The sequence below is a fragment of the Sphingomonas phyllosphaerae genome (assembly GCF_029623345.1).
Classification (GTDB): domain Bacteria; phylum Pseudomonadota; class Alphaproteobacteria; order Sphingomonadales; family Sphingomonadaceae; genus Sphingomonas; species Sphingomonas phyllosphaerae_C.
In genome coordinates, this window is sequence record NZ_JAPYKH010000017.1 from 40,578 (window position 1) to 61,755 (window position 21,178).

Below are 21,178 nucleotides of genomic sequence, written 5' to 3' on the forward strand. Positions count from 1 at the left end.
CGGTGATCGCGCGGGAGCACCTCACCTCACATCGCGCCCGCCGCGCTCGCCAGCGCCAGCAGCGCGTCCAGCTCGAGATGCCGCTCCAGCGTCGCCGCGATCGAGTCGAGCGCAGCGTCGATGTCGGCACGGTGGTCCACCCCGCCGCCCGCGACGCCGAGCGGCGCGAGCCAGGCGCGGCGCTGCTCGGCGAGCGCGAACAGCCCGTGGACATAGGTGCCGGCCACCAGCCCGTCGGCCGACGTGGCACCGTCCTCGCGACCATCGTCGAAGCGCACCGGCGCGCGCGCGGCATCGGCGCCCGCGGTGAGGCCGAGGTGCATCTCATAACCCTCGAAGCGAGCGCCGTGCGCCGCTCCTGCGACCGCAACCAGCCGCTTGTCGCCGGCCAGCACCGTGGTGACATCGAGTAACCCGAGCCCCTCGACCGTCTCCGCCGGCCCCTCGATCCCGCCGGGATCGGCGACGCTGCGGCCCAGCATCTGATAGCCGCCGCACAGCCCGAGCACCGGCCTGCCGCGGCGGACATGCGCGCGCACGTCGATGTCCCAGCCCTCGCGCCGCAGCGCACGCAGGTCGGCGATGGTCGCCTTGGAGCCGGCGAGCACGATCAGCGCGGCCTCGGCTGGGATCGGCGTGCCGGGTGGGACCATCACCAGCTCGACCTCGGGCTCCAACCGCAGCGGGTCGAGATCGTCGAAATTGGCGATATGCGGCGTGATCGGGCACGCCACCACGATCCGCCCGCCTCCCGCGGCGGGGGCGCGCTGGAGCACCACCGCGTCCTCGCTCGGCAGACGGCGCGCCTCGGCGAGCCAGGGCACGACGCCGTAGCCACGCCAGCCGCTGCGCTGCTCGATCGCGCGATAGCCGTCCTCGAACAATGCGGGATCGCCGCGGAATTTGTTGACGAGGAAGCCGCGCACCATCGCGGCGTCGGCCGGATCAATCACCGCGCGGGTGCCGACGAGCGAGGCGATCACGCCGCCGCGGTCGATGTCGCCGACCAGGACCACGGGCACGTCGGCGGCGCGCGCGAAGCCCATGTTGGCGATGTCGCCCGCGCGCAGGTTGATCTCCGCAGGCGACCCCGCCCCCTCGACCACGACCAGGTCGGCCGCACGCAGCAGCCGGCGGTAGCTCGCCAGCACCGAGTCGAGCAGTCCCTCACGCCCCTGCCGCCACTCGCTCGCGCGCAGTACGCCGCGCACACGACCGTCGACGATCAGCTGCGACGTGCGGTCGCCCTGCGGCTTGAGCAGCACCGGGTTCATGTCGCTGTGCGGCGCGACCCGTGCGGCGAGCGCCTGGGTCGCCTGCGCGCGCCCGATCTCGCCGCCGTTGGTGGTGACCGCGGCGTTGGTCGACATGTTCTGCGGCTTGAACGGACGTACCGACAAGCCGCGGTTGGTAAAGGCGCGGCACAGCCCGGCGACGAGTACCGACTTGCCGACGTCCGACCCCGTGCCCTGAAGCATCAACGCGCCCATGCGACCGCCCCCGCCAGGCACCACAGCAGCAGGCAGCCACGGCGGTAGACGACCAGCGCGCGGCGAATGTCTCGCGCGTCCAGATCGGCGCGACCGTCACCGATCCACGGCTTGTCCGCCACCGCGCCGTCATAGGCAACGGGCCCGGCGAGCCGCACGCCCAGCGCGCCCGCCATCGCTGCCTCGGTCCAGCCGGCGTTGGGCGAGGCGTGGCGGCGCGAGTCGCGCCACAGCACGCGCCAGCCTCCCCCGCCCGCCACGCACAGCAGCGCGCCACCCAGCCGCGCGGGCAGCCAGTTGGCGAGATCGTCGGTGCGCGCGGCCGCCCAGCCGAAGGCGCGCCAGCGCGGCTCGCGGTGGCCGATCAGGCTGTCCGCGGTGTTGATCGCCTTATAGCCCCACAGGCCCGCCGGCCCGAACAGCAGCAGCCAGAACAGCGGCGCCGCGACGGCGTCGCAGAAGCTCTCGGCGAGGCTCTCGATCGCAGCGCGCGCTACCCCCGCATTGTCGAGCGCGGCAGTGTCGCGCCCGACGATGCGGCCGACCGCAACGCGCGCGGCGGCGAGATCGTCGCGCTCGAGAGCAATGGCGACGGGACGGACGTGATCGTCCAGGCTGCGCTGCGCGAGCCCAGGCCAGGCGAGCAACGCGATGGCGAGCCATGCCGGCGCGCCCAGCGTCGCGCGCAGACCGCGCTCCGCCAGCCAAGCGATGCCGGTGGCGACGACGATGGCGGCGCACAGAGTGACGGCACCGAGCAGGCGGCGCTCGCGCCGTTTTGCGGGGGTGAGATGGTCGGGTTCGTCGGCGGCGGTCGCACCCGACTCTACAATTCCAGCATCAGCAGCGGGCGCGACCTCCCCGCTGACCTTGCCTCTGCCGTCCCCCCGGCGAAGGCCGCGGTCGAGCCGAAAAGGCTCCTGTTGCTGACGCGTGCCGGCGCTCAGCGCTGAGGTGCCGCGTAAGAACGATCCTGTCTCCGCTTCGCCGCGGGCTTGTACAGGAATTCCCTCCGATGCTCTTCTCTCACCCGCTGCGGTGGCGGACGGCTGGATCCCGGGCCAAGACGGGGATGACGGCGGAAGGTGGGGAAGCGCGGTCCCATGGCTGACACTTGCGCGAGACGGTGCCGGCACCACCGCATTCCACCGCCGCTCGCCCGCCGCGATCACGCGCGCGATCGCGCCCACCGGATGGCCCACGCGCGCGTAGAGCCACGCGGGCCAGCCCAGCGCCGCGTCGAGCGCGAGCGCCACCAGGACGGCGGGCTCAGCGATCGCCGAGTGCCGCGTCGAGCCGGGCGAGCGCCGCCGCGTCGCTGGGCAGGCCGACGCGCAGCCGCTCGGGCGCCTCGTTGAACGGGCGCACCAGGATGCCCGCGCGCGCGAGCCGCTCGAACAGCAGCGGCACGTCATCGCGCTCGACCAGGCGGAACAAGGGGCAGGCGCCGATCGGCGCGAGATCGTGTGCGGTCAGCACGCCATCCAGCGCCGCGCTCGCCGCCGCCAGCCGCTCGCGCGTCGCCGCGATCCAAGCGGTGTCGCGGTAGGCTGCGGTGCCGATGCGCAGCGCCGCGGTCGAGACCGGCCAGCTGCCGAGCCGCGCCGCCAGCGCGCTGACCAGCGCCGCTCCGCCCGCGGCGAAGCCGAGCCGCACGCCGGCGAGCCCGAAGAACTTGCCGAAGGAGCGGAACACCAGCACGCGGTCATCGCGCGCCAGCAGCGGCAGCACGCTCGCGCCGGACACCGCGTCGGCGAAGGCCTCATCGACCACGAGCACGCCGTCGCGCTCGGCGAGCGTCTGCGCCAGCTCGATCAGCCGCGCGGCGGGCCAGCAGCGGCCGTCGGGATTGTTGGGGTTGGCGAGCAGCAGCGTGCCGCCGCCGCGCGCCACGGCGTCGACCGCGGCGGCCTCGATCGATGTCGCGCCCGGCAGCGCCGCGGCGTGGGTGCGGTAGCTCGGCGCGACGACGTGCCACGGCCGCGGCAGCGCCAGGCCGGCGAGCGCACGCAGCCCGATCTCGCTGCCGGGCAGCGCGGTGATCGCCGCCTCGTGCGAACCGAAGGCAGCGGCGGCGGCATGGTGGAGCGCGCTCAGCTCAGCGGGCGACGGCAGCGCGCGCAGCGCGGACAGCGGCATGTCCGCGCCCTCCCACGCGAAAGGGTTGATCCCGGTGGAGAGATCGAGCCATGGCACGGGCGCGTCGGGGTAGAGGCGCGCAGCGGCATCGGCGCGACCGCCGTGATAGGTCAGCGCGGCGGCGGGCGCGGGCGGAGGGTCGGTCAACAGCATCGGCGGCTCGTCTTTCGCCAGCCCGGCGGCCGAACACAAGGCGGGAGTGACGATGACCGAGGAGCGAGTGACGTTGGTGCTGGGCGGCGCGCGCTCGGGCAAGAGCCGGCACGCCCAGGCGTTGGCGGAGGCGCAGGGCGGTGCGCCCGTCTTCGTCGCGACCGCGCAGGCGCTCGACGACGAGATGCGCGCGCGCGTGGCGCAGCACCGTGCCGACCGCGATGCGCGCTGGCGGACGGTCGAGGCGCCGCACGCGCTGGCAGAGACGATCGTCGCGGAAGGGCAGCCAGGATCGGTGCTGCTGGTCGACTGCCTCACGCTCTGGGCGTCGAACCTGCTGCTCGGCCAGGAGGATGCGGCGCTCGCGCTGGACGCTCTCGATGCCGCGCTGCGCGACACTGCCGCACGGGTGGTGCTGGTGACGAACGAGGTGGGGCTCGGGATCGTGCCCGACAACGCGCTGGCGCGGCGCTTCCGCGACCTGGCGGGGACGATCAACCAGCGCGTCGCCGCACGCGCGGACCGCGTCGTGTTCATCGCCGCCGGGCTGCCGCTGGTACTGAAGTAGTAGGGAAGGCCCGCGACGTCGTGACCCTCCGACGACGGCCCCTCCCCCGTCAGTCCGACCTTGAACCGGGATCCGAGGTGCCGCGTACACACCGGGGGCGGCGAGCGCGAAGCGACGGATGCCGGGTCAGGCCCGGCATGACGGACGCGGGATCGTAGGATGAAGCGCTTCTGTCCTCCTGCGCCGGCAGGGGCCCAGGGTCGCGCGCGCCTCGCTCCCTGATCCTGGGCTCCTGCGTTCGCAGGAGCCCGCCATGGCTCAATAGCCCGCGTAATCCGAGAAGCGCGTGATCGTCGGGTCGAACTTGAGCACCACCTTGCCGGTCGCGCCGTGGCGCTGCTTGGCGACGATCAGCTCGGCGAGGCCATAGACCCGCTCCATGTCGGCCGCCCAGCGCGCATGATCCTCGAAGACGTTGGCCGAATCGCCCTCCATCGGCCGCTTGGGCTCGCGCTGCGCGGTGTAATAATCCTCGCGGTAGACGAACCACACCATGTCGGCGTCCTGTTCGATCGAGCCCGATTCGCGCAGATCGGAGAGCATCGGGCGCTTGTCCTCGCGCTGCTCCACCGCGCGGCTTAGCTGGGAGAGCGCCAGCACCGGCACGTTCATGTCCTTCGCCAGCGTCTTCAGCCCGCGGCTGATCTCCGAGATCTCCTGCACGCGATTGCCGTCGCCCTTGCCCGACCCCGACAGCAGCTGGAGATAGTCCACCACCACCAGCCCGATCTCGTTGTTGTGGCGACGCTGGAGCCGGCGCACGCGGGTGTGCAGCGCGCCGATCGAGAGGCCGCCGGTATCGTCGATGAAGAACGGCAGGTTCTCCAGCTCGGCCGCCGCGGCGGCGAGCTGCTCGAACTCGGTCTTGCTGATCTTGCCCATGCGCAGCGCCTCGGAGCTGATCCGCGACTGCTCGGCGAGAATACGCGTGGCGAGCTGGTCCGCGCTCATCTCGAGGCTGAAGAAGGCTACCTTGGCGCCGACCGATTTGGACGGCGGGATGCCGTCGCGCATGTCGCGCATCCAGCGCTGCGCCGCGTTGAAAGCAATATTGGTGGCGAGCGACGTCTTGCCCATGCCGGGACGACCGGCGAGGATCATCAGATCGGAATGGTGCATGCCGCCGATCTTGCCGTTGACCGAGTCGAGCCCGGTGGTCACGCCCGACAGGTTGCCGCCCCAGTTGAGCGCGCGCTCGGCCATCTTCACCGCCGCGGTGCTCGCCTGCGCGAAGCTCTTCACCGCATTCTCGGTGCCGCCGTCGGCGGCGACGCGGAACAGTTCCTCCTCGGCGGCCTCGATCTGCGCGCGCGGGTTGACCTCCTCGCTGGTGTCCATCGCGCGGTCGACCATCGTGTGGCCGACCGAGACGAGCGCGCGCAGCAGCGCGAGGTCGTAGATCTGCTGCGCGAACTGACGCGCGCCGATCAGCCCGGCGCCCGAGCCGGTCAGCCCGGCGAGATAGCCGACGCCGCCCAGCTCTTTCATCCCCCCGTCCGCCTCGAACATCGGGCGCAGCGTCACCGGGGTGGCCAGCATGTCGGTGGCGCGCAGCGACTTGATCGCGGCAAAGATGCGGCCGTGGACCGGCTCGTAGAAATGCTGCGGTTCGAGCCGGTCGACGATGTCGTCGGCGAGGCGGTTGTCGATCATCATCGCGCCCAGCATCGCCGCCTCGGCCTCGACGTTGCGCGGCAGGTGGACGGGCTCGGACGATGCCGGCGGTGCGAATGCTAAGGTGGCCATCCGGCAGGCTATACGCGGCCGACGCGGCAAGCGGAACGGCACCGGCGCAGGAAGCTGTGGATGACTCGATTGTGACGGCGGCGCATCGGCTCTATCGAGCGGGCGCATGGCCGATCCGCGGATCATCGACATCGAGCTGGACGAGCGCACCATCCTGTGGCGCTCGGCCGACATCGAGCAGGAGCGCCGGATCGCCATCTTCGACCTGATCGAGGACAATCAGTTCGCCCCGCAGCGCGCGCATCCCGACGGCTATGCCGGGCCGTACAAGGTGCGGCTGTCGGTCGAAGAGGGCCGGTTGGCACTGGCGATCCGCCGCGCCGACGACACGCCGCTCGAGACGTTGGTGCTGGGGCTCGCGCGCTTCCGTCGACCGATCAGAGATTATTTTGCGATATGCGACAGTTATTATCAGGCGATCCGCCAATCGACGCCGCAGCAGATCGAGACGGTGGACATGGCGCGGCGCGCCATCCACAATGAGGCCGCCGAGCTGCTGCGCGAGCGGCTGGACGGCAAGGTGGCGATCGACTTTGACACCGCGCGGCGTCTCTTCACGCTGATCTGCGTTCTTCATATCAAGGCATAAGTTTTATCATGTGGGGTTTGGGAAGGATCTTCTTGATTCTGAGTGCGATCGCGCTCGCGGGTGTGGCGGCGTGGCAGATCGCCTTGCGCTGGCGCCCCGCCGTCGAACGCTATCCGGTGCAGGGTGTCGATGTGTCCGAGGCGACCGGCGCGGTCGAGTGGCCGGTGGTGAAGGGCGAGGGCGCCGACTTCGGCTATGCGGTGGCGACGATCGGCGCGACCGCCCGCGACCGCGCCTTTCAGACCAACTGGGACGAGATGGCGCAAGCGGGGCTCCGGCGCGGAGCGATCCACGTCTTCTCCTTCTGCCAGCCGCCGCGGGCGCAAGCCGACTCCTTCAACACAGTGGTGCCGCGCGACTCGCAGGCACTGCCGGTGGCGGTCTCGTTCCGCTACGCCGAGGACTGCGCCGAGCGACCCGAGCGCGCCGCGCTGGTGGCGGGCGTGGCCGACATGATCACGCGGATCGAGACGCATACGGGCAAGCCGGTGCTGCTCAAGGTGGCGCGCGACGTCGAGCGCGATTATCGGCTGACCGAGGCGTTCGACCGACCGCTCTGGGCAGTCGGCAACTTCCTCCGCCCCGGCTACGGCGCGCGCGTGTGGCGGATGTGGCGCGCGACCGACCTGCGCCACGTCGACGGAGTCGAAGGGCCGGTGAACTGGGATGTGGTGGAGTTGGGATGAGCGAGCGGGATCAGGATCAGGCGCGGCGACTGATCGCGGCGGCGCGCGCGGCCGCGGTGCACGCACACGCGCCTTACTCGCACTTCGCGGTCGGCGCCGCGGTGCTGCTCGATGACGGCAGCGTGGTCACCGGCGCCAACGTCGAGAACGCCAGCTACGGCCTGTCGCTCTGCGCCGAGACGGTGGCGATCGCGACCGTCTCGGCCTCGGGTCGGCTGCGCCGGGTGGTGGCGGTGGGCGTGATCGGCGGTGCGATGGACTCCGCCGGCCGCGCCACCGGCGACGCGCCGGTACGGCCGTGCGGCCGCTGCCGGCAGGTGCTCAACGAGGCGGCGCAGCTGAGCGGGCGCGACCTCGCGGTCTATTGTGCCGGCGCCGAGGGGGAGACGGTGGCGAGCTACCGCTTGTCCGAGCTGCTGCCGGACGCGTTCGGGCCGAGTGATCTGGGCGTGCGCTGAGAGGGGCGGCGTCGCAGTAGTGCCGAGTGCCTCCGCGAGCCGCTACGCAGATCCTCCCCGCATGGCGGGGAAGATCTCGCCGGTCACGGCTTCGCCATCGCCGCCATCGGCATCATGTTGTGGTCGAGATGCGCCATGATCCACAGCGTGCCCCCCACCGTCAGCGCCACGATCAACACCCCGAAGGCGAGCGCCAGCGTGTTGTTGGTGTTCTCTGGCCCGCTGGTGATGTGGAGGAAGAAGACGAGGTGCACCCCCATCTGCGCCACCGCCAGCACCGCGAGCAATATCGGGATCGCCGGCGCCCAGACCGCGCCCGAGCCGACCAGCGCGAACGACGCCACCGTCAGCAGCAGCGCCAGCCCGAGCCCGGCGAGGTAGGTCGAGAGCCGCACCGCGCCCTCCTTCTGCCCGCCGGGTGCATGGTCGAGCCGGCGATCGCCCTTCTGCTCGGTCATCCCATCACTCCGTACAGATAGACGACGGTGAACAGCGCCACCCAGATGATGTCGAGCGCGTGCCAATAGAGGCCGAAACACAGCAGCCGGCGCTCCACCGCGTCGGTGAAGCCCAGCGTCGCCACCTGCCCCATCATCACCGTCAGCCACACCAGCCCGACAGCAACGTGCAGCCCGTGCGCGCCCACCAGCGTGAACAGCGCAGAGAGAAAAGCGCTGTGTGTCGGTGCCGCGCCGTCGAGGATCAGGTGGGTCAGCTCGTACAGCTCGATCGCGAGAAAGCTGAGGCCGAGCAGTGCGGTAAAAGCCGCCCAGAGATAGGTCGCGCCGGCGCGCTGACGCACCGCCATGATCGACATGACGCCGCAGGTGAAGCTGGAGAAGAGCAGGCACAATGTCTCGACGAAGACCAGCCGCAGCTCGAACAGCTCGCTCCCCTCCGGCCCGCCGGCGGTGTTGGGCGCGAGCACCGCATAGGCGGCGAACAGCCCCGAGAACATGATGATGTCGCTGAGCAGGAAGATCCAGAAGCCGAACGCGACGGTGACCTGCTTGGGCGCGGGGCCGCCCTCGCCGTGGCCGGGCGGGTCGCTCTTCGCCCCGCCGTCGCCCTCGTGGCGCGGGTCGGCAATCTCGCCGCTCATGCCGCCGGCTCCAGCGCGCGGAGCTCGTTGACGCCGATCTCCTGCTCACCGGGCTGGTGCCACGCGATCCACAACGTCGTCGCGAAGCCGGCGAGCAGGCCGAGCAGCACCAGCCACCAGATATGCCACACCAGCGCGAAGCCTGTAAGATAGGTGAAGAAAGCGCCGACGAAGCCGTAGGCGCTGTTGCGCGGCATCTCGATCGGCACGAGCGGATCGGGCGTCTTCTCCGCCTCGCCGCGTTTCATCAGCGCGAGCGCGTCGCGCCCTTCGACCTGGGGCAGCCGCGCGAAATTCCACGGCGGCGGCGGCGAGCGGGTCGCCCATTCCAGCGTGCGCCCGTCCCACGGGTCGCCGCTCGCGTCGGCTAGCGAGCGGCGCTCGCGCACCGAGACGTAAAGCTGCATCGCCAGGCACGCGATACCGCCCAGGATCAGCAGCGCGCCGAGCCACGCCGCGATCAGCCAGGGCTGCCACGCCGGGTTGTCGTAATGCTGGAGCCGCCGCGTCATGCCCATCAGCCCGAGCGCGTAGAGCGGCATGAAGGCGAGGTAGAAGCCGCTCACCCACAGCACCACCGCGGCCTTGCCCCAGCCGTCATGCAGGCGGAAGCCGAACGCCTTGGGAAACCAGTAGGTGTAGCCAGCGAAGGCGGCGAACAGCACGCCGCCGATGATCACGTTGTGAAAGTGCGCCACCAGGAAGACCGAGTTATGGAGCACGAAATCGGCCGGCGGCACCGCCAGCAGCACGCCGGTCATGCCGCCGACGACGAAGGTGGGGATGAAGGCCACCGCCCATAGCATCGGCACCTCGAAGCGCAGCCGTCCGCCGTACATCGTGAACAGCCAGTTGAAGACCTTCACCCCGGTCGGCACCGCGATGATCATCGTCATCACGCCGAACACGCCGTTGACGTCCGCCCCCGCCCCCATGGTGAAGAAATGGTGCAGCCATACCATGAAGGAGAGGACGCAGATCGCCAGCGTGGCAAGCACCATCGAGCGATAGCCGAACAAGGGCTTGCCGCTGAACGTCGCAATGATCTCGCTGAAGATGCCGAAGGCGGGCAGCACCAGGATATAGACCTCGGGATGCCCCCAGGCCCAGATCAGATTGACGAACAGCATCTGGTTGCCGCCCGCTTCGTTGGTGAAAAAGTGGAAGCCGAGGTAGCGGTCCAGCGTCAGCATGGTCAAAGTCGCGGTCAGGATCGGGAAGGCCGCGACGATCAGCAGGTTGCTCGCCAGCGCGGTCCAGCAGAAGATCGGCATCCGGGTATAGCGCATGCCCGGCGCGCGCATTTTCAGGATCGTGGTGACCAGGTTGATCCCGCCCAGCAGCGTGCCCGCGCCCGAGATCTGCAGTGCCCACAGATAGTAGTCGACCCCGACCCCGGGCGAGAAGGCGCGCTCGCTTAGCGGCGGGTAGACCAGCCAGCCGGTGCGGGCGAACTCGCCGACGACGAGGCTGGTGTTGATCAGCAGCACGCCGGTGGCGGTGAGCCAGAAACTTACCGAGTTGAGCGTCGGGAAGGCGACGTCGCGTACGCCCAGCTGGAGCGGCACCGCGAAGTTCATCAGCCCGATCATGAACGGCATCGCCACGAAGAAGATCATGATCGTGCCGTGCGCGCTGAAGATCTGGTCATAGTGATCAGGTGGCAGGAAGCCCTTGTCGGTTCCCACGGCCATCGCCTGATGCGAGCGCATCATCAGCGCGTCGGCGAAGCCGCGGATCAGCATGACCAGCGCGAGCAGGCAGTACATCACGCCGATGCGCTTGTGGTCGACCGAGGTGATCCACTCGCGCCACAGATAGGGCAGCCAGCCCTTGAACAGGATCGTCGCGCCGGTGCCGAGCAACACCACAAACAGCACGCCGGCGGTGACCATCACGATCGGTTCGTGCAGCGGAATGGAGTCCCAGCTCAGCCGTCCGAGCAGCGTCACTTACCGGCCTCGGCGTCAGCTTCGCCCTGGTTGCTGGCGTCGCGCGGGCGCTCCGCCGCGGGCGCGCGTTGTGCCACGATCGCGTCGAACAGTCGCGGCGGCGCGGTGCCGAACATCAGCGGCTGAGCCACGGTCCCGCGCCGCGCGAGTTGGCGGTACCGCGCCTCGTCGAGCGGCGGCGCCGCGCGCGCCTGCGCTACCCAGGCGGTGAACTGCGCCGCGGGCAGCGCGTCGACGGTGAAGGTCATGTCGGAGAAACCCTTGCCGCTGTAATGCGCGGCGATCCCGGGATAGCGCCCGGGTCGGTCGGCGGCGAGGCGGAGCTGCGCCTCCATCCCCGCCATCGCGTAGATCTGGCTGCCGAGCTGCGGCACGAAGAAGCTGTTCATCACCGTCGCCGAGGTCAGCCGAAAATGGATCGGCGTGCCCGCCGGTACGATGAGGCGGTTGACCGTGGCGACGCGCTGATCGGGGTAGAGGAACAGCCACTTCCAGTCGAGCGCGACCACCTGCACCTCGATCGGCGCGACCTTGGCTGGGATGGCGCGGCGCGGATCGAGCAGATGCGCCCCGACCCACCCGGTGCCGCCCAGGAACAGAACGATCATCGCCGGCACCGACCAGATCAGCAGCTCGAGCTTGCCCGAATAATCCCAGGCCGGGCGATAGCGCGCGCGGCGGTTGCCGGCGCGGAACCACCAGGCGAAGGCGATCGTGGCCAGTATTACCGGCACGACGATGAGCAGCATCGCGCCGACCGAGTCGAACAGGATCTGCTTTTCGGCGCGCGCAACGGGTCCCTGCGGATCGAGCACGCCGGCGCTGCACCCGGCGAGCGCGAGCGGCACCACCGCGATCCAGCGCCGCATGGCGCTCACGCCGCGGCCACGCCGTCGACGCTCACCCGTGCCGCATCGATCAGCACGCCGCGGATGCGCACGCGCTTGGCGATGTGATCGACCGGAACGCGCTGGAGCTCGAGCACGAAGGTGCCGCCGCGATCGCGCTGGAGAACGAAGGCGCCGCCCTCGCGCACCAACGTGCCGGTCTCGTCGACGGGGCTGCCCGGCATCGCCATGGCCGCGCCCATGCGCCCTCGCCGAAGCCGACGCAAGCGCCACGAGGCTGCGCCACGTCAGGCGCTCCGACGCGAGCGGTGGTGGGCCCGGCAGGACTCGAACCCGCAACCTAGCCGTTATGAGCGGCCAGCTCTAACCGTTGAGCTACAGGCCCGCCCGCGTCGGTGGCGCCACGTAGCGGCACGCCGGGGCGGCTGGCAAGCCGGCTCAGTTCCCGCTCTGGGCATGGTCGCGCGGCGCGGCACCGTCATCGCGCGGCGCGGCACCGTCATCGCCCGGCGCGGATACCGGCGACGCGCTCGGCAGTGCCAGCCGCAGCCGCTCGGGCAGGAAGTCGAGCCGTCCGCCCAGCTCGACCGCGAGGTTGCGCGCCAGCCGCAGCGCGAAGCCGGTGCCGAGCAGCGGCGCTCCGTCGTCGTCGCTCGCCGCCTCGTCGTCGAGCGCCAGCAGCGCGGCCTCGTCGCGCCCGGCCAGCGCCGCGGGCAGCGCGATCGCCAGCGTCACCGACTCGCCGGCGGCCTCGACCGCGATGCCGAGCAGCTCGCCGCGTGCCGCCGCGGCCAGCAGCGTGGCGAGCAGCCGCTGCACCAGTCGCTCGGCGGCGTGTGCGTCGGCGGCCCAGCACGCCGCGCCGGGTTCGGGCAGCGCCAGCGCACCGCCACGCAACGCGGCGAGCGGCGCCAGATCCTGCACGACACGGGCCAGCAGCGGGGCGAGCGCGACCACGTCGTCGCGCAGGTCGAGCGCCTTGCCCTCGAGCCGCGCGGCGAGGTCGAGGTCGTCGATCGCGCCGATCAGACCGGCGACATGGCGCCGGATCGCGGCGGCGCGGTCGCGGTAGCGCGGCGGCACCGGACCGAGCAGTTCCTGCTCGATCAGCTCGGAGAAGCCCGCGATCGCGTTGGTCGGCGTCCGCAGTTCATGCATCAGCCGGCGCAACCCCTCGGCGCCGACCCCTCCCGCGACCGACCGTGCCGCGGCGGCGCTCTCCTCGGCGCGCGGCCGGCGCGCGCGGCCGCGGAAGCCGACGAAGCTGCCGCTGGCGAGATCGAACATCGGCGCCCCGGAGATCCGCCAGTCGCCGCCCACCGCCGACTCGCCCGGTACGTGCAGCCGCGCGTCGGCGAAGGTGGCGCGCTTGCGGAACGCTCCCGCGGCGACGCCGTCGACGCTATGATACGACGGCGCGACTGAGCTGTCGTGGCTGAGCGAGAGCCCGATCAATGCGCCACGCGGTCCGGTGTCGACCCAGCGGATAATACCGGCGGCGTCGGTCTCGAAGCGGAAGGCGTGGACCCGCGCGGGCGGCATCTCGCCCAGGCCGAGCGCCGCACCGCGCTGGCGCTGGTACGCTTCGATGCGATGGACGAGGTCGGCCACCTCGAAACGCTCTCCCGCGTTGCCCGCCGAAGGCGCGCTCGCCTCGACCGCGGGTGCTGCCTCGGGCTCGGGCAGCGCATAGTCGGTTGACCCGAACGCCTCCAGCGCACGGCACACGGAAGGCGCGAGATCGCTGCGCCGGCGCAGGACGCTGCGGCCATGCGGGCCGAGCCGTGGCAGCAGCAGATCCCATTCCTCGGGGGCGAGCCGGGCGACCCGGAGCATGGTTGCGGCGATCTCGGGCGTATCCTCGGCGAAGAAAGCGACAAGGGCGGCGGGCGGATCGGCGAGCGCCAGCCCGCGCGCCGCCGCGGCGCGCACCTCGGCGGGGATGGTCGTGCGCAGGTCGCGAAGCCGCGCCACCAGCGCGGGCTCGGCGGGAGCACGCCCGCGTCCGATCAGGTCGACCAGCTGGCGGAAAGCCGCGCGCGCGCCGAACGCCGTCGAGACGTCGGCGGCGAGAACGGTCTTCAGACTGTCGTCGAACCGCACCGGTGAGAAGCCTTCTGCTGCTGTGATCGGCGCGCCCGCGGCTCGCCTTGGCCGTTCATAGAGCGGCCCCGAAACGGTCGCTAACGCTCATTGCGGCGCAAAAAGGGGCCATGTCGCAGCTTGGCACAATTGCGCTGCCACGCAATTTTATTGTAGCGGGGCGTTCCGAAGCTATCGCGAAACTGCGCGATCAGCAGCTAAGAGGCGTCATGACCCTGGACCGTATCGACCGGCAAATCCTCGCACTGCTGCAGGAGGACGGGCGCATGACCAACGTCGATCTCGCCGAGCGCGTCGGGCTCACCGCACCGCCGTGCCTCAGGCGCGTTCGCGCGCTGGAGCAAGCCGGTGTGATCCGCGGCTATCACGCCGAGTGCGATCCGTCGCAGCTCGGCTTCCCGATCACCGTCTTCGCGATGGTCAGCCTGCGCAGCCAGGCCGAGCAGGATCTCGCCGCCTTCGAGAACCACGTCGCGGCGATCCCGGAGGTACGGGAGTGCCACATGCTCAACGGCGAGATCGATTTTATTCTCAAGATCGTCGCTGCCGATCTGGAGAGCTTCCAGCGTATTCTGACGACTAAGCTCACGTCGGCCCCCAACGTGGCGAGCGTAAAGTCGTCGCTGACGATCCGCAGTTCCAAGTCGCAGGTCGGCGTCCCGATCGCCTAGCTCCTCCCTGCTCGCGGGAGATGGCAGCGCCAAGCGCTAAGGAGAGAGATCGCCGCGAGCGCGTCGCTGCGTGACCTCTGGATCAAGCGCGTCGTGTGCGCGGATCGGCCCCTCCACCATGCTGCGCATGGTCGCCCTCCCCGCTTGCGGAGAGGATTAGCCGCGCCCCGATCGGAGCGCGGCCGTCACCTCATGCCTGCGGCGGGTGATCGAGAAACTCGATCCACCAGGCGGCGATGTCCGCGCGCGGGCTGCCCTGCACCGCCTGAAAAGCGGTCTTGGCACCCGCGGTATCGCCCGAGTTGGCGAGCGCAATACCGAGGCGCGTGTTCACCGTGTTGGCATCCACACCGCCCTTCTGGAGCGCGGTGCGGTACAGCGCGACCGACTTGGCCCACTCGCCCGTGCCCAGATAGGCGTCGGCGGTGCTGGCGGCGAGCTTGCCGTCCGCCGCCTTCTGCGCGCGCGCTTCGACCGCGGTCATCGAGCCCTCGTTCGAGATCGACTTGTTCGACGCCGCGAGCAGGCTGTTGGCGTTGGCGCTGTCAGCCGGGATCTTGCCCGCGGCCTTGCCCTCGGTCAGCACCGCCTTGGACTCCCACGGCAAGCCCTGGTCGAAGGTCCACTGCGCGTAAATCTCATAGTCATACTGGTCAGCCAGCGACTTGCCGGTACGCAGCAGGCGGAACAGGTCGACCTTCTGATTCTTGTCGAGCGTCGCCACCGCCTGCGTCTGGATGCCCCAGAAGGTCAGCATGTCGCGCCAGTTCTTCTTGGTCGGATAGGCCGCCAGGTAGCGCCGCATCCACGCCACCGTCTCGGCGTTGTTCTTCGCCTGGTTGTTCTTGGCGATGGCGTATTTGTAGATGTCCTCGCTCGGCTTGGTACCGGCGGCGACCTGCTGGTCGACCATCTTGGCGAGCGCGGCCGAGCCGCCCGCGACATCGCCCGAGTCCATCTTCAGCTTGACGAGCTGGAGCGGCAGGTTGGGGTCGTTGTAGCCGAGCTGCTGCGCCTGTTCGAAGAAGCGCGACGCGCCCGCCGGATCCTTGGCGTTGGCCGCGATCACGCCGCGCTGATAAGCGTAGCGCGCCTTGTCCGCCGGCGGGGTGCGCGGGCTCGCGATCAGCGCATCGAGCGGCGCGGTCAGGCCGGCCGAGCCGCCGCCGCTGTCCATCTTGATCGCCTCAAGGTTTAGCCGCAGCGCCGCCGCGATATACTTCTCGTCGTCGGTCTTGGCCGCGGCCTCGACCTGCGCCACCAGCGGGGTGGCGGTGTTGACGTCCTTGGCGGCGAGCGCGGTCTGCGCCTGCGCCGCGGGGCCACGAACTTCGTTGCTGAGCTTCAGCTGCGAGCCCTGGTCCTTCTTCTCATCTTTCTTCTGCGCGAGCGCGGGCTGCGCGAGCGCGACGGTGGCACCGCCGGCGAGCAGCGCGGCCATGACGGCGTTCGAAAGCATCTTCATCGACAGGTCTCTCCGAAAAAAATCGCGCCAGAACGCGCGCCGAAAAAATCTCAGGCCAAACGCTCGGGTGACGCTCTAGTGCCGGTCACGCGGCGGTTCAAGGAAGCGTGGGTGACATTGCGTGTCGCCGCTGAACCGCGATTGAACGTGCCTCGGGGGCGGCGTAGGGCGGCGCAATGATCGCCGTGCTGTCGCCAGCCAAAACGCTGGACCTCGAGACCCCGCCCCCCTTCCCTGCCACCCGCGCGCGCTTCGCTGCCGAGGCCGCGACGCTGGCACATGCCGCCTCGCACCTGACGCAGAAGAAGCTGGCCGAGCTGATGAAGATCTCGCCCGCTTTGGCCAAGCTCAACGCCGACCGCTTCCGCGACTTCGACACCGCCGCGGAACGCCCCGCGCTCTACACCTTCGCCGGCGACGTCTATACCGGGTTCGAGGCGAAGACGCTCGACGAGGCGGCGGTGCGGTTCGCGCAGGACCATGTCCGCCTGCTGTCGGGTCTCTATGGCATGCTGCGCCCGCTCGACGGGATGCGGCCCTATCGGCTCGAGATGGGCACGCGCTGGGCGCCGCGGAAGAAGAAGCTGACCGACTGGTGGGGTGATCGCGTGGCCACCGCGCTCAGCGAGGATCTCGCGGCGGAGGGGTCGGGCGCCGTGCTCAACCTTGCCAGCCAAGAATATTGGGAGGTGGTCGCGGACCGGCTGCCCGCGGACGTGCACGTGATCGCGGTCGACTTCCGCGAGGCGGACGGCCGCTTCGTCAGCTTCCACGCCAAGAAGGCGCGCGGGATGATGGCGCGCTATCTCGCCGAACACCACGTCACCGAGTTGGACGGCATGAAGGCGTTCGACACTGCCGGCTATCGCTTCGCCGCCGACCAGAGCGACGACTCGCGCTGGACCTTCGAGCGCGCGGCATGACGCGCGCGGTGGTGATCGGCGCGGGCGGCGGCATCGGCGCCGCGCTCGCGGAGGCGCTGGAGGAGGAAGGCCAGGAGGTGCTGCGGCTCGCGCGCGGCGACCTCGACGTCACCGACGAGGCGTCGATCGCGGCCGCCGCGGCGCGCGCGGGCACGCCCGAGCTGGTGGTGGTCGCTACCGGACTGCTCCACGACGGCGAGCACGGACCGGAGAAGGCGCTGCGCGACCTCGACCCGGTCTGGCTGGCGCGGCAATATGCGGTCAACGCGATCGGGCCCGCGCTGGTCGCCAAGCACTTCCTGCCGGTCATGCCGCGCAACGGCCGGTCGGTGTTCGCGGCGCTGTCGGCGCGGGTCGGCAGCATCTCGGACAACCGGCTCGGCGGCTGGTACGGCTATCGCGCCAGCAAGGCCGCGCTCAACCAGCTGATCCGCACGCTCGCGATCGAGGACAAGCGCCGCAACGACCGTGGGCTGGTGGTGGCGCTGCACCCGGGCACGGTCGACACGCGGCTGTCCAAGCCATTCCAGCAGCGCGGGCGCGACCTGTTCCAGCCCGGGCGGGCGGCGGTGCAGCTGCTCGACGTGCTCGACGGGCTGCGCCCGACCGACAGCGGCAAGATCTTCGCCTGGGACGGCGCGGAGATCACACCTTAGATCCGTGCCCCGGCGCAGGCCGGGGCCCAGTGGGGCGACGATGGTGAATCTCGCGGGTGTTTTTCCACTTGGGCCCCGGCCTTCGCCGGGGCACGCGCACCCCCGCATCGGGTAACGCCCCTCACGCGCACGCGCGCGTAAGCGTGACTTTGTGGCCGCGCCGTCCTACACCCCGCCCAACAACGATTCCGCAAAAGAAAGAAGCATCTTGGCCGACGACACCGTCCTCGCCGATCCGTCTGACATCGCCCCCATCTCCATCGTTGAGGAGATGAAGACCAGCTACCTCGATTACGCCATGAGCGTGATTGTCGCGCGCGCGCTGCCCGACGTGCGCGACGGCCTCAAGCCGGTCCACCGCCGCATCCTCTTCTCCGCGAGCGAGAGCGGGTTCCTCTACAACCGGCCGTACCGCAAGTCCGCGCGCATCGTCGGTGACGTGATCGGTAAGTACCACCCGCACGGCGACACCGCGATCTACGACGCCTTGGCGCGCATGACGCAGGACTGGTCGATGCGGCTGCCGCTGATCGACGGCCAGGGCAACTTCGGCTCGATGGATCCCGATCCGCCCGCGGCGATGCGCTACACCGAAGCGCGTCTCGCCAAGTCGGCCAATTACCTGCTCGACGACCTCGACAAGGACACCGTCGACTTCCAGCCCAATTACGACGGCAGCGAGCGCGAGCCGCAGGTGCTGCCCGCGCGCTTCCCCAACCTGCTCGTCAATGGCGCCGGCGGGATCGCGGTCGGCATGGCCACCAACATCCCGCCGCACAATCTCGGCGAGGTGGTCGACGCCTGCTTGGCCTATCTCGACCGGTTGGTCGAAGGCGGGGCGCCGATCACGACCGAAGAGCTGATGGAGATCGTCCCCGGTCCCGACTTCCCGACCGGCGCGATCATCCTCGGCCGCGCCGGCGCGCGCTCCGCCTATGAGACCGGGCGCGGCTCGATCATCGTCCGCTCGCGCCATAAGATCGAGACCGGGCGGGGCGATCGCACCTCGATCGTGCTGACCGAGATCCCGTTCCAGCAGGGCAAGAACGCGCTGGTCGAGAAGATCGCCGACGCCGCCAAGGAGAAGCGCGTCGAGGGTGTCAGCGACATCCGCGACGAGTCGAACCGCGAGGGCGTGCGGATCGTGATCGACCTCAAGCGCGACGCCACGCCCGAAGTGGTGCTCAACCAGCTGTGGCGCCATACGCCGGCACAGGGCTCCTTCCCGGCCAACATGCTGGCGATCCGCGGTGGGCGCCCCGAGCTGCTCAACCTGCGCGACATCATCGCGGCCTTCGTCACCTTCCGCGAGCAGGTGATCACGCGGCGCGCCAAGTTCGAGCTCAACAAGGCGCGCGAGCGGGCGCACATCTTGCTCGGCCTGGTCATCGCGGTGACCAACCTCGATGAAGTGGTGAGGATCATCCGCGGCTCGTCGAGCCCGGCGGAGGCGCGCGGCAAGCTGCTGGCGCGCGACTGGCCGATCGCCGAGATCGCCTCCTATCTCCGCCTTGTCGAAGCGCTGGAGACCGACGTTGCGGGCGACACCTATCGGCTGAGCGAGGTGCAGGTCCGCGCCATCCTCGACCTGCGCCTGCACCGCCTCACCGCGCTCGGCCGCGATGAGATCGGGGACGAGCTCAAGACGCTGGCGGACTCGATCACCGAGCTGCTCGCGATCCTGTCCGATCGCGTGAAGCTCTACGCGGTGATGCGCGAGGAATTCCGCGAGGTGCGCGAGCAGTTCGCCACTCCGCGCCGCACCGAGATCGCCGCCGCGGCGGACGGGATCGACGACGAGGACCTGATCGAGCGCGAGGAGATGGTCGTCACCGTCACCATGGCGGGCTACATCAAGCGCACCCCGCTCGACGCCTTCCGCGCCCAGGCGCGCGGCGGCAAGGGGCGCAGCGCGATGGCGACCAAGGACGAAGACGTCGTCACCAAGCTGTTCGTCACCTCGACCCACACGCCGGTGCTGTTCTTCTCCACGCTCGGCCGTGTCTATCGCATGAAGGTGTGGAAGCTGCCCGAGGGCGGTCCCGCGACACGCGGCCGGCCGATGATCAACCTGCTCCCGCTCGAGCAGAGCGAGACGATCTCCACCGTGCTGCCGCTGCCCGAGGACGAGGCGGAATGGGGCAAGCTCCACGTCATGTTCGCCACCGCGCGCGGGTCGGTGCGGCGCAACAGCATGGACGCCTTCACCAACGTGCCGTCCAACGGCAAGATCGCGATGAAGTTCGAAGGGGAGGACGCCGACGACCGGCTGATCGGCGTGGCGCTGCTCGACGAGGGTGACGACGTGCTGCTCGCGACCAAGTGCGGCAAGGCGATCCGCTTCGGCGCCGACGAGGTGCGCGAGTTCCAGAGCCGCAACTCGACCGGTGTGCGCGGCATCGCGCTCAAGGGTGACGATCAGGTGATCTCGCTCTCGGTGCTGCACCGCGCCGGTATCCGCGACCAGGAGGAGCGTGACGATTATCTCCGTCACGCGCCATGGAAGTCCGAGGATGCCGAGCGCTCGCCACGGATGATGGACCAGCTGCGATTTGAGGAGCTACGCGCGCGCGAGCAGTTCGTGCTGACGGTCTGCGCCAACGGCTATGGCAAGCTGAGCTCGGCCTATGAATATCGCCGCACCGGACGCGGCGGCCAGGGCATCACCAACATCGACAATATCGCGCGCAACGGCGCGGTGGTGGCGAGCTTCGCGGCGAGCAAGGCCGAGCAGCTGATGCTGGTCACCGACCAGGCCAAGATGATCCGCATGCCGCTCGCTTCCTTGCGTGTGATCGGGCGTGGTTCGGCCGGCGTGCGCCTGTTCAACGTCGCGACGGACGAGCATGTCGTCTCGGCCGCGCGGATCGACGAGGAGCCCGAGCCCGAGGACGCCGCCGAGGCTGCCGTCGCCGCCGAGCTCGACGAGGCCGCGCCGGTCGCCGCGAGCGACGTGCTGACGCTGAACGACGGCACCGGCCCGGACACGCTGGGCGAGCAGGTCGACGAGAGCGACGACGAGGACGGGGAGCCGGCGTGATGGCGGACGAGCGGCCGATGCTGGCCTATAAGGTGCTGACCGGCGAGCAGGTCGCGGCGCTGGAGCGCGAAGGACGGTTCGACGGCGCACCCGTCGACCTCGCTGACGGCTACATCCATCTCTCCACCGCGGCGCAGCTCACCGCGACGGTGGACAAGCATTTCGCCGGCCAGGACGATCTCCACGTCGCCGCGGTCGACCTCGAGGCCTATGGCGACCGCGTCCGCTGGGAGGCGGCACGCGAGGGCCAGCTCTTCCCGCACCTCTACGAGCCGCTGCTGCTCGAGACCGTTGTCGCCTACGGACCGCTGGAGCGGCTGGAGACTGGGGCGGTGAAGCTGCCTGTCGCCGGATAAGGTGAGGGGGGCGGGAGCGTCGAGCTCGCCTGCCCCCTTCCACCGTCATGCCGGACTTGATCCGGCATCTGTGCCGCCACGAGCAGGCCGGGCCGGACCTCATTGTCCAAGTCACCACTCGCGCCACCGTCACCCCCGACTTGTTCCGGGGCCAACTCGTCCGCTCAGGCGACCGACGGGGACGCGGCACGATAGATCCCGAACCATTCCCGGCATGATGGATGGGGAAGGCG

At 70.1% G+C, this 21,178-nt stretch carries 19 protein-coding genes, 1 tRNA gene and 1 pseudogene; 9 read left to right on the forward strand and 12 right to left on the reverse strand.

All coding sequences use genetic code 11. The features are described 5' to 3' along the window. Positions 1 to 26 precede the first annotated feature (26 nt). The 3 genes and pseudogenes from QBJ89_RS15120 to QBJ89_RS15130 all read right to left on the reverse strand — a co-directional run bounded on the left by QBJ89_RS15120 (position 27) and on the right by QBJ89_RS15130 (position 3,782). Complete coding sequence (locus tag QBJ89_RS15120; RefSeq protein ID WP_277981305.1) at positions 27 to 1,490, reverse strand: cobyric acid synthase; 1,464 nt, start codon at positions 1,488 to 1,490, stop codon at positions 27 to 29. After that, a pseudogene (cbiB, locus tag QBJ89_RS20135) lies at positions 1,478 to 2,260 on the reverse strand (adenosylcobinamide-phosphate synthase CbiB); the annotation flags it as partial. The gene QBJ89_RS15120 and the pseudogene cbiB, both read right to left, overlap by 13 nt. 499 nt (positions 2,261 to 2,759) lie before the next feature. Beyond that, the gene (locus tag QBJ89_RS15130; protein ID WP_277981307.1) at positions 2,760 to 3,782 is read right to left on the reverse strand and encodes an aminotransferase class I/II-fold pyridoxal phosphate-dependent enzyme; all 1,023 of its coding nucleotides are present in this window, start codon (positions 3,780 to 3,782) and stop codon (positions 2,760 to 2,762) included. Between the two features lie 52 nt (positions 3,783 to 3,834). On the opposite strand from QBJ89_RS15130, the gene cobU reads away from it, so the two are divergent. Next, positions 3,835 to 4,350 carry a bifunctional adenosylcobinamide kinase/adenosylcobinamide-phosphate guanylyltransferase gene (gene cobU, locus QBJ89_RS15135; protein WP_277981308.1) on the forward strand — a complete coding sequence of 172 codons (516 nt, stop codon included), beginning with the start codon at positions 3,835 to 3,837 and terminating at the stop codon, positions 4,348 to 4,350. Positions 4,351 to 4,608: 258 nt separating this feature from the next. On the opposite strand, the gene QBJ89_RS15140 is transcribed toward cobU, so the two are convergent. Beyond that, positions 4,609 to 6,096, reverse strand: a complete 1,488-nt coding sequence (locus QBJ89_RS15140) for a replicative DNA helicase (RefSeq protein ID WP_277981309.1) — start codon at positions 6,094 to 6,096, stop codon at positions 4,609 to 4,611. A gap of 106 nt (positions 6,097 to 6,202) precedes the next feature. Here QBJ89_RS15140 and QBJ89_RS15145 point away from each other — a divergent pair, with 106 nt between their 5' ends. Genes QBJ89_RS15145 through QBJ89_RS15155 form a run of 3 tightly spaced genes read left to right on the forward strand, consistent with a single transcriptional unit; the run spans position 6,203 to position 7,829 of the window. Next, the gene (locus QBJ89_RS15145) at positions 6,203 to 6,685 is read left to right on the forward strand and encodes a UPF0262 family protein (RefSeq protein WP_277981310.1); all 483 of its coding nucleotides are present in this window, start codon (positions 6,203 to 6,205) and stop codon (positions 6,683 to 6,685) included. Between the two features lie 32 nt (positions 6,686 to 6,717). Continuing rightward, on the forward strand, positions 6,718 to 7,371 hold the full coding sequence (locus QBJ89_RS15150) for a glycoside hydrolase family 25 protein (protein WP_277981311.1): 654 nt from the start codon (positions 6,718 to 6,720) through the stop codon (positions 7,369 to 7,371). Then, a complete protein-coding gene (locus QBJ89_RS15155) occupies positions 7,368 to 7,829 on the forward strand; it encodes a cytidine deaminase (protein ID WP_277981312.1) in 462 nt (153 codons plus the stop codon). The genes QBJ89_RS15150 and QBJ89_RS15155 overlap by 4 nt, the downstream gene beginning before the upstream one ends. A gap of 83 nt (positions 7,830 to 7,912) precedes the next feature. Here the strand turns inward: QBJ89_RS15155 and cyoD are convergent, their stop codons facing one another. The 7 genes from cyoD to QBJ89_RS15190 all read right to left on the reverse strand — a co-directional run bounded on the left by cyoD (position 7,913) and on the right by QBJ89_RS15190 (position 13,834). Then, a complete protein-coding gene (gene cyoD / locus QBJ89_RS15160; RefSeq protein WP_277981313.1) occupies positions 7,913 to 8,287 on the reverse strand; it encodes a cytochrome o ubiquinol oxidase subunit IV in 375 nt (124 codons plus the stop codon). Next, entirely contained in the window at positions 8,284 to 8,931 is a 648-nt protein-coding gene (locus tag QBJ89_RS15165) for a cytochrome (ubi)quinol oxidase subunit III (RefSeq protein WP_277981314.1), read from the reverse strand. The genes cyoD and QBJ89_RS15165 overlap by 4 nt, the downstream gene beginning before the upstream one ends. Continuing rightward, the gene (gene cyoB / locus QBJ89_RS15170; protein WP_277981315.1) at positions 8,928 to 10,883 is read right to left on the reverse strand and encodes a cytochrome o ubiquinol oxidase subunit I; all 1,956 of its coding nucleotides are present in this window, start codon (positions 10,881 to 10,883) and stop codon (positions 8,928 to 8,930) included. Before cyoB ends, QBJ89_RS15165 begins: the two co-directional genes overlap by 4 nt. Next, a complete protein-coding gene (gene cyoA, locus QBJ89_RS15175; RefSeq protein WP_277981316.1) occupies positions 10,880 to 11,752 on the reverse strand; it encodes a ubiquinol oxidase subunit II in 873 nt (290 codons plus the stop codon). Before cyoA ends, cyoB begins: the two co-directional genes overlap by 4 nt. A gap of 5 nt (positions 11,753 to 11,757) precedes the next feature. Further along, the gene (locus QBJ89_RS15180) at positions 11,758 to 11,973 is read right to left on the reverse strand and encodes a DUF5818 domain-containing protein (RefSeq protein ID WP_277981317.1); all 216 of its coding nucleotides are present in this window, start codon (positions 11,971 to 11,973) and stop codon (positions 11,758 to 11,760) included. Between the two features lie 67 nt (positions 11,974 to 12,040). After that, positions 12,041 to 12,116: transfer RNA gene (locus tag QBJ89_RS15185), tRNA-Ile, on the reverse strand. A gap of 53 nt (positions 12,117 to 12,169) precedes the next feature. After that, positions 12,170 to 13,834 (reverse strand): sensor histidine kinase, encoded by a 1,665-nt coding sequence (locus tag QBJ89_RS15190; protein ID WP_277981318.1) that lies wholly within the window; start codon positions 13,832 to 13,834, stop codon positions 12,170 to 12,172. A 209-nt stretch (positions 13,835 to 14,043) separates the two neighbouring features. On the opposite strand from QBJ89_RS15190, the gene QBJ89_RS15195 reads away from it, so the two are divergent. After that, positions 14,044 to 14,505 carry an Lrp/AsnC family transcriptional regulator gene (locus QBJ89_RS15195; protein ID WP_183929650.1) on the forward strand — a complete coding sequence of 154 codons (462 nt, stop codon included), beginning with the start codon at positions 14,044 to 14,046 and terminating at the stop codon, positions 14,503 to 14,505. 190 nt (positions 14,506 to 14,695) lie between these two features. On the opposite strand, the gene QBJ89_RS15200 is transcribed toward QBJ89_RS15195, so the two are convergent. After that, entirely contained in the window at positions 14,696 to 15,970 is a 1,275-nt protein-coding gene (locus QBJ89_RS15200) for a hypothetical protein (protein WP_277981319.1), read from the reverse strand. Between the two features lie 176 nt (positions 15,971 to 16,146). Between QBJ89_RS15200 and yaaA the strand changes: the two genes are divergently transcribed. The 4 genes from yaaA (at position 16,147) to QBJ89_RS15220 (ending at position 20,945) form a co-directional block, all read left to right on the forward strand. Next, a complete protein-coding gene (gene yaaA / locus QBJ89_RS15205) occupies positions 16,147 to 16,893 on the forward strand; it encodes a peroxide stress protein YaaA (RefSeq protein WP_277981320.1) in 747 nt (248 codons plus the stop codon). Further along, on the forward strand, positions 16,890 to 17,549 hold the full coding sequence (locus tag QBJ89_RS15210; protein WP_277981321.1) for an SDR family oxidoreductase: 660 nt from the start codon (positions 16,890 to 16,892) through the stop codon (positions 17,547 to 17,549). The genes yaaA and QBJ89_RS15210 overlap by 4 nt, the downstream gene beginning before the upstream one ends. Positions 17,550 to 17,757: 208 nt before the next feature. Continuing rightward, on the forward strand, positions 17,758 to 20,589 hold the full coding sequence (gyrA, locus tag QBJ89_RS15215; protein ID WP_277981322.1) for a DNA gyrase subunit A: 2,832 nt from the start codon (positions 17,758 to 17,760) through the stop codon (positions 20,587 to 20,589). Next, positions 20,589 to 20,945, forward strand: a complete 357-nt coding sequence (locus tag QBJ89_RS15220) for a DUF952 domain-containing protein (RefSeq protein ID WP_277981323.1) — start codon at positions 20,589 to 20,591, stop codon at positions 20,943 to 20,945. Before gyrA ends, QBJ89_RS15220 begins: the two co-directional genes overlap by 1 nt. The last annotated feature ends 233 nt before the right edge of the window (positions 20,946 to 21,178 follow it).